Source organism: Candidatus Micrarchaeia archaeon (assembly GCA_041650355.1).
Taxonomy (GTDB): domain Archaea; phylum Micrarchaeota; class Micrarchaeia; order Anstonellales; family Bilamarchaeaceae; genus JAHJBR01.
The window spans coordinates 1-6417 of sequence record JBAZLI010000055.1 but is presented as its reverse complement, the minus strand read 5'-3'; the positions used below and the strand labels follow the sequence as shown (position 1 = coordinate 6417).

Genomic DNA, 6417 nt, shown 5'->3' with positions numbered 1-6417 from the left:
TAGGAAATACTAAGAAGGAAAAGCAAAATACTGAAACGGAAAGGCCCCAAGATAGATGGACCCACCTCCAGGAGCATGTTTGCGAGAGTCTAGCCACATTCCTGGCACAGCAAGCAGGAAGTGCGAGAGCACAGGCACCCTTTTTGAATAAGCAGTCTGCAGTACAAGAAACAGTGGGAAAATTTCTTTATGAACGGAGAGACATTTTTAAAATAAGCGACATGAAGCAAAGAGGCATAGATAAAATAATCCGAAAGTTAACAAGCATGCTTTCTCAAAAAGAACCTAAAATTGATGATGTCGAAAAACTATTCCTTAGTGAGTTCCCTAAAGGGATTAAAGAGTATGCGCTAAAGGCATTAACGCCGCGACTGGTTCCAAACCAGGAGAATCACGATAAGATTACGGAATATTTTAAAGCACCTGAAAGGTTGGAGATGATTACGTTTGTTCCAGAGTACGATTATAAAAAATTTTTCTTCATTATGCCGAGAATAGGCGGAAGCATACTTTTTGTGGCCGAGATAGCAGAACTAGCAGATGTGATTTTATCTTTGTCAACTGAGACCTCAGTAGTTATATTAATTCCCGATAAAAATTCGCATGACTACATTGAGAGGCAGTTAGGGTTATCTTCTACGAAGCTAACGGATATGATTAAGAGCGGCAGGCTTCGCATTGACATTGGGGATTACACTTATGAGCCATGGGCGCAGGATTTAGGTGAACCGCTAGGACTTAACCAAGGATATGTAACTGGTTGGATGCCACAGGAAAAGATTTCCGATTACCAATATAAAGGATCGCCTTTTAGACTTCTTGGGTCAATTAATGAGTCGGGAAACATCCGGATGCCAGCAGTATTGCAGGGTGGAAATTTGACCAAAGCAGAGAACTCGAAAGGCGAGAAAATCGTATTTATTGGGTCGGACGACGTAATAAGCACCGGGGAGATATATAGTGTGAAAAACACGGGGATAATTTCCACTTCGGACATTCTTGATATATATCTAGGGACTTTCAAAGCAACCCGGGCGGAAATCATGGGTGTACCAAATCCAGGTCCTTTTGACATTCTGCCCAAACAGCCGAGTTACGCCTTTCATATAGATCAGCTAGTTTTCTTCCCAAAGAAAGGCGTTGCGGTTTTAGCTGATTTAGGCAATACCATGAATGACGATGATTCACTTATAGAAATACGCAATAATTTATTAAAATACGAAAAACAACTGAATAGCCTTGGCTTTAGAGTTATAAAAATCCCGACGACTTTTGAACATATCGAAAAATATCAGGCATATACAAATTCGATACCTCTTCAAGTCGGATCAAAAACTTATGTCCTGATGCCGACTTTTGGCGACCTGCAATTAGAGCATAGGATACGCGATATCCTAATGGATAACGGAATGGAGACTATATTTATAAAAAATAATACATATGGTTCGGAAGGCAACACACACTGCATAACTGGCCAGTTATCCAAGATAATAGTTGGAAAAAGTATGGACAGGGCATAAACAGAGAGATTCAGGAGTAGAAGCGCGCGCACTCTTTTTCCGCTTTTTCCCTGAATTGCGCTGGCGCGAGCACAAGGGCTTTTTTCCTGGACTCCTCAGCTGACTTGAGCGAGCGCACGAGCTCGGATATTTTAGAAATTTCCTGCCTTTTGCCTGCGTGCGTTCGAACTAAAAAGCCTGAAAGCTTCACGAAGCTGGCCGGAGAATCTATCAGAATGTCGCAGCCTGCAAGCGAGGAAAGCTCGGCTTCGAGCTTAGGGATTTCGGATTCCTTGAATTGCGGGGGGGAAAGCGAGTACGCCTGCTTATAGAGCTTTCTTTCCTCGATTGATTTGGAGTATTCCCGCGCGCGCCTGTACTGCGCGAGCAGGGCCAGGGCTTCCCCATCTCCTTTTCCGAGAAGGAGCTTCGGGTCTAAACCATCCTCTATCGCGACGGAAAGCGCGCGCTCCAGCATCGCTGAGGCTATGCGCACCGTGTGGTGCAAATAAACGGTGGAAAACATCATGAAGCGCGCGACGAGAAGGCTTTCGCTGGCCTCCAAAGCCCCGTATTCAACTCCTAGCGCGCCTTTCTCCAAAAACATCTTGCTTATTATGCGCTGCTCGTCCACCATCCCGTAAGCGACGCCGGTGTAGTATGCGTCCCTTTTCAAGTAATCCATCCTGTCCGCTCCTATGTCTGAAGTTATCGCTTCGGAATGCGCGGACTTTCCAAGGCGTGTGATTTCTTTCCTGCTGAGGCGTTCAAGCAGTATCTCTCCCATCTCCCCGGAAAGCATCTTCTTCGTCCCTATCTCTTCATGAGTTCCAAGGTGTTTTGTGGTCACGCGCTCGGCCTCGTGGGAAAATGCAATATGCCCTATATCGTGGAGCAACGCGTAGAGCCTGAGCTTCTCCGCTTCGTCCTTGTCGAGCGGGAGCTTTTCCGCGATGCGGGACGCTAAATGCAGGGTGCCCAGGGAATGCTCGAAGCGGGAGTGGTTGGCTCCGGGGTAAACGAGGTTCGCGGTCGCGAGCTGCCTGATTTTCCTGAGGCGCTGGAAGTCCGGAGTGTCAGCGAGGCGCTCCTCGAAATCAGTGAGCTCCACATTACCGTGGACCGGGTCCTTTATCTCTATGCCAGGCAAAAAAGATCCCTCTTTTTCTCCAGCACTTCCCCGCTTTCCGCGAGTATGCGCAGCACCACAAGAACCGCTTCGGGCTCCAGGCCCGTGAGCTGGGCTATTTCCGCGAGCCCCATCTCGCTCTTCTTCGCGAGAACCGCTTGAACCTTGGAATAGGCTGCGTAAACGAAGGCGTTGGTTGCGACGTAGAATCTTCCGTCGAAGCCGCGCACCCCTTTCACGTTCATGCTGAAGCCCGAGTTTTTGAGGTTGAATGAAAATTGTTCCGCGTCGCGTGGGTTGGATATCACCATCCACCCGAGTTTCGAGAGCTCGGAATAGCGGAGGAAAGGCTGCGCAGGATGGAACGCCTTCTGCTCCTGGGGAGGCTGCTGTGCCTGACGTGGTGATGGAGGCGCTGGGCTGGATTCCGCGCGCTCGATTTCATCGTAGAGGCGGTTGTTTATGTTGTAAACCCCGGTCTTCTTGTACTTCTCCCCGTAAAAGACCTGGACGACGTTCTTCTTGATGAGCTGGCGCACAATCTCCTGGTCTTCCTTTGGGAACGACTTTTCCACTTTTGAAGGGGTGCGGTCCGCGAAGCGTATGCCCATAAGCTTCCTGAGCACCGCAATCTCGCGCTGGCTCAGCCGCAGACCGGGCTGGGCTTTCTGCTCGGGCTGCCTGGGCTTGTCCATTTTTCCTGCCGAAAGGAGCCAGAAGCCTTCGCGGAGGTGGAAAAGCTCGGCTTCCGCGCACTCGATGAACCCTTCGGGAAGCTGGAGGTAGGAATTGCCATTCTTTTTTATGAGCTTAACGTTCATTTCTTCTCACCAAGAACTATGCCCTGGAAGGATTTTATGCGTACCGGCCTGGTGAGCCAGGCTTCGGGATCCAGCCCGGCCTTCCTGCACAGGCAAGAGAGGTAGGTGCGCACGTCCCACTTCTCTTCTACGGGCACTTGCGGGAGCAGGAGCCCCGCGTACGGGCCGTATTCCAGGATGAGGCCGTCGCGCCCTATTTTTATCTTTTCCAGGAGCTCCTTAGGGTCCTTGTACGCCACGGGCTCTGGGACCGTGAGCAGGGTTATCTCTATTTCAACTTCCGGAAGCTCGGGCTGCTGGAGGGAGGGGAAGCGGGGGTCGTGAAACGCCGCATTGACCGCGTTGTCCGCAACGGCCTGCGCGACAGACGCGGCCGGAAGAGGGTAGCCTATGCAGCCCCGCAATTCGCCGCGCTTCCTGAGAGTCACGAAAACGCCCATCGGCTTCTGGAATTTTTCAGGCACGCCGGCAGGATAGTGGCGGTCCCCCTCGGAGAAATACGACTTGATTGCAGTGCGCGCCAGTGAAAATAAGTACTTTTTATCCGCCTCTGAAACCTCCATGCTGGATAGTGGAAGAAGGTTTTTATAAGCTTAATGCGAAGTTGGGCTATGCTTCAGTTCCTCCAGCAGCTCGCGAAGATTGAAAAGCCGGAACAGAACCTCCGGGAAGAGACGCTGAAGAAGGTGAGGGAAAGCGCTGCGCGCGCCGGGCTGGAGATTGCGGAGCGGCCGGACGGGTTTTTCCTCAAGGGGAGGGGGAACGCAATTGTAGTTGTGCAGTTCGGGGGAAGGCGCGATTTCTACGAGGCCATGGAGGCGCTGGAGAAGGACGATTCAGATTACAGGGTGATTGTAACTAGCTCGAACGTGAAGAGCATGAAAATCGGGGAGATAAAGTGGATACTGAACAACAAGTTTGCCACGAAGAAGAAATGGCTCATCCTGGATATTGAGCGCAGGGAAAGCCCCAAAACAGTGAATTTCATGCTTTATGGGGAAAAGAAAGAGGAGCGCGAGGCGCGGCCGAAGAAGGAGCCGAGGAGGAAGAAGATATACGGGAAGCCCGGGGAGCACAAGGAGCAGGACTGAGGCTATGTTCTATATGAAAGTGCACGAGAACGCCCGCGGCCGCGTGGTCGCGGTGTGCGACTGCGAACTCATAGGGAAGGTCTTCGAGAGAGGCGGCAGGAAGATGGACCTCAGGAAGTACGCGGGTTTTTATAAGGGTGAAAAGGTGGGCGAGGACGAGATGCTGGAAGCAATAAAAAGCTTCTCCTCGCTAAACGTTGTTGGGAAGAACGCGACGGCTTTCGTAATCAGGCAGGGCCTGGCCGGGAAGCCGCAGGTGCGGGCCATTGCGGGAATCCCGCAGGCGCAGATATACAAAATCTGAGAGGTGGGATGCATGAAGCCGATAATTCTGGTGGAGAACGACAGGGTCGGACTGCTGGCGGACATATCCTACATTCTGGCCAAGAACAAAATCAACATAGACACCATAAGCGTGAACGTCATCGGGGACAGGGTGGTGCTGGTGCTCACCTTGAGCGACAACAAGAAGGCGGTCGCGGTGCTCGGCGAGAACGGCTACAAGAACATAAAAGAGGATTATTTCGCCGTGAAAGTGGATGACAAGCCCGGCGAGCTCAACCGGATTACGAGCATGCTCTCCAAGGCGAAGGTTCGCATATCCAACGTGCACCTGCTCACCAGGGACGGGAAGCACACCGTGATAGCGCTGAAAACGGACAAGGCGAAGAAGGCCAGGGAAGTGCTCAAGGATTTCCTTGTGGAGAACGAGTAACTTTTATTTTCCAGTTTTGTTTTTTCGTGGATTACATTGCCCTCAGTCTTTTTACCCTCTCTTCAATAGGAGGATGGGTCGCGAGCAGGCCGCTGAGCATGCTCTTTTTGAGCGGGTCCGCGATGTACAGCGATGCTGTAGTGCCAGTGGCGCCTGAGACAGAAGCGTGGCCGCTTATTTTCTCCAATGCCCCTGCGAGGCCGGCCGGGTAGCGGGTGAGCTTGGCTGCGTTCGCGTCAGCTAGGTATTCGCGCTGTCGAGAGAGCGCGAGCTTAACCAGGGTCGCGAAAATGGGCGCGAGTATCGCGAAGGCAAGGGCGATGATGAGCAATGCAGCGCTTCCGCCCTTCCTGTTGCTTCTGCTTCCTCCGAAGCCTGCGAAGCGCCAGCCGAATTCTCCTAGGATGGCTATTGCGCCGACCATGATTACCGCGAGGGTGGCGAACCTTATGTCGTAGTTGCCTATGTGGGAAATCTCGTGCGCCGCGACCCCTTCCAGCTCCTCCCTCTTCATGTTCTTCAGGAGGCCGCGCGTGAACACTATATGGCTGTTCTTCGGCTCGATTCCGGTCGCGAATGCGTTCATCCCTTCGTCTTCCATCACCCAAATCCTGGGTTTCGGGATGCCTGCGGCGATGGCGAGGCCCTCGACCACGTTTTGTATGAACGGCTCCTCGCCTTCATCCAGTTCGCGGGCGCCGCTTATGGAGAGTATTGTCTGGGCGCCTGCGCCGTATGCGAAAAGCACGTAAACCACGGTAGCGAAAATGGCGAAAACAAAGCCCATTTCATTAAGGCCGAAGAGATAACCGGCTGCTGCCACTGAGAAAAAAAGCAGGCTTGACATGAGGAGAATCAGGATTAGGGAGTTGCGCTTGTTCGCCTCTATGGCGTCGAATATGTTGACCTTGTCCATGGGCTCACTTGGAAAATGAGGTTTAAAAAGGAAAAATCAGAACTGCACCTTGACGCTCTGGCGCTCCGCGCCCTCGGTTTGGAAGAATTGGACGTCCTTGAAGCCGAGCATGCCTGCGAGCAGGTTGTTCGGGAACGTCTTTATCGCGGTGTTGTATTCCATCACCGTGTCGTTGTAGGCCATGCGCACGTACGATATCTTGTTCTCGGTGCCTGCAAGCTCGTCCTGGAGGGCCTTGAAGTTCTC

The 6417-nt window shown here is 52.0% G+C and carries 9 protein-coding genes; 4 read left to right on the top strand and 5 right to left on the bottom strand.

The window, feature by feature from the left end; all coding sequences use genetic code 11:
- Nucleotides 1–1520: hypothetical protein (locus WC488_04135; GenBank protein ID MFA5077588.1), on the top strand; the 1520-nt coding region annotated here is incomplete at its 5' end.
- A 10-nt stretch (nt 1521–1530) separates the two neighbouring features.
- Here the strand turns inward: WC488_04135 and WC488_04130 are convergent.
- The 3 genes from WC488_04130 to amrA are packed head-to-tail and all read right to left on the bottom strand — an operon-like array spanning nt 1531 to nt 4012.
- Nucleotides 1531–2649: an HD domain-containing protein gene (locus WC488_04130; GenBank protein MFA5077587.1), complete on the bottom strand. Its 1119-nt coding sequence runs from the start codon at nt 2647–2649 to the stop codon at nt 1531–1533.
- Nucleotides 2637–3449 carry a hypothetical protein gene (locus WC488_04125; protein MFA5077586.1) on the bottom strand — a complete coding sequence of 271 codons (813 nt, stop codon included), beginning with the start codon at nt 3447–3449 and terminating at the stop codon, nt 2637–2639. The genes WC488_04130 and WC488_04125 overlap by 13 nt, the downstream gene beginning before the upstream one ends.
- Nucleotides 3446–4012 carry an AmmeMemoRadiSam system protein A gene (amrA, locus tag WC488_04120; GenBank protein MFA5077585.1) on the bottom strand — a complete coding sequence of 189 codons (567 nt, stop codon included), beginning with the start codon at nt 4010–4012 and terminating at the stop codon, nt 3446–3448. Before amrA ends, WC488_04125 begins: the two co-directional genes overlap by 4 nt.
- A 48-nt stretch (nt 4013–4060) precedes the next feature.
- Between amrA and WC488_04115 the strand changes: the two genes are divergently transcribed.
- Genes WC488_04115 through WC488_04105 form a run of 3 tightly spaced genes read left to right on the top strand, consistent with a single transcriptional unit; the run spans nt 4061 to nt 5255 of the window.
- On the top strand, nt 4061–4540 hold the full coding sequence (locus WC488_04115; GenBank protein ID MFA5077584.1) for a hypothetical protein: 480 nt from the start codon (nt 4061–4063) through the stop codon (nt 4538–4540).
- Nucleotides 4541–4544: 4 nt separating this feature from the next.
- The gene (locus tag WC488_04110) at nt 4545–4844 is read left to right on the top strand and encodes a DUF424 family protein (protein MFA5077583.1); all 300 of its coding nucleotides are present in this window, start codon (nt 4545–4547) and stop codon (nt 4842–4844) included.
- 12 nt (nt 4845–4856) lie between these two features.
- Entirely contained in the window at nt 4857–5255 is a 399-nt protein-coding gene (locus WC488_04105) for an ACT domain-containing protein (protein ID MFA5077582.1), read from the top strand.
- A 31-nt stretch (nt 5256–5286) separates the two neighbouring features.
- Here WC488_04105 and WC488_04100 read toward each other — a convergent pair whose 3' ends face one another.
- Complete coding sequence (locus tag WC488_04100) at nt 5287–6171, bottom strand: M48 family metallopeptidase (protein MFA5077581.1); 885 nt, start codon at nt 6169–6171, stop codon at nt 5287–5289.
- A gap of 36 nt (nt 6172–6207) precedes the next feature.
- A partial coding sequence (locus WC488_04095) for a LemA family protein (protein MFA5077580.1) occupies nt 6208–6417 on the bottom strand: 210 nt, incomplete at its 5' end.

What these genes read in the sequence shown, in the direction of transcription:
- WC488_04110 (MFA5077583.1), top strand. Translation starts at nt 4,545, where the DNA reads ATGTTCTATATGAAAGTGCACGAGAACGCCCGCGGCCGCGTGGTCGCG.
- WC488_04105 (MFA5077582.1), top strand. Translation starts at nt 4,857, where the DNA reads ATGAAGCCGATAATTCTGGTGGAGAACGACAGGGTCGGACTGCTGGCG.
- WC488_04115 (MFA5077584.1), top strand. Translation starts at nt 4,061, where the DNA reads ATGCTTCAGTTCCTCCAGCAGCTCGCGAAGATTGAAAAGCCGGAACAG.
- amrA (MFA5077585.1), bottom strand. Translation starts at nt 4,012, where the DNA reads ATGGAGGTTTCAGAGGCGGATAAAAAGTACTTATTTTCACTGGCGCGC.
- WC488_04100 (MFA5077581.1), bottom strand. Translation starts at nt 6,171, where the DNA reads ATGGACAAGGTCAACATATTCGACGCCATAGAGGCGAACAAGCGCAAC.
- WC488_04125 (MFA5077586.1), bottom strand. Translation starts at nt 3,449, where the DNA reads ATGAACGTTAAGCTCATAAAAAAGAATGGCAATTCCTACCTCCAGCTT.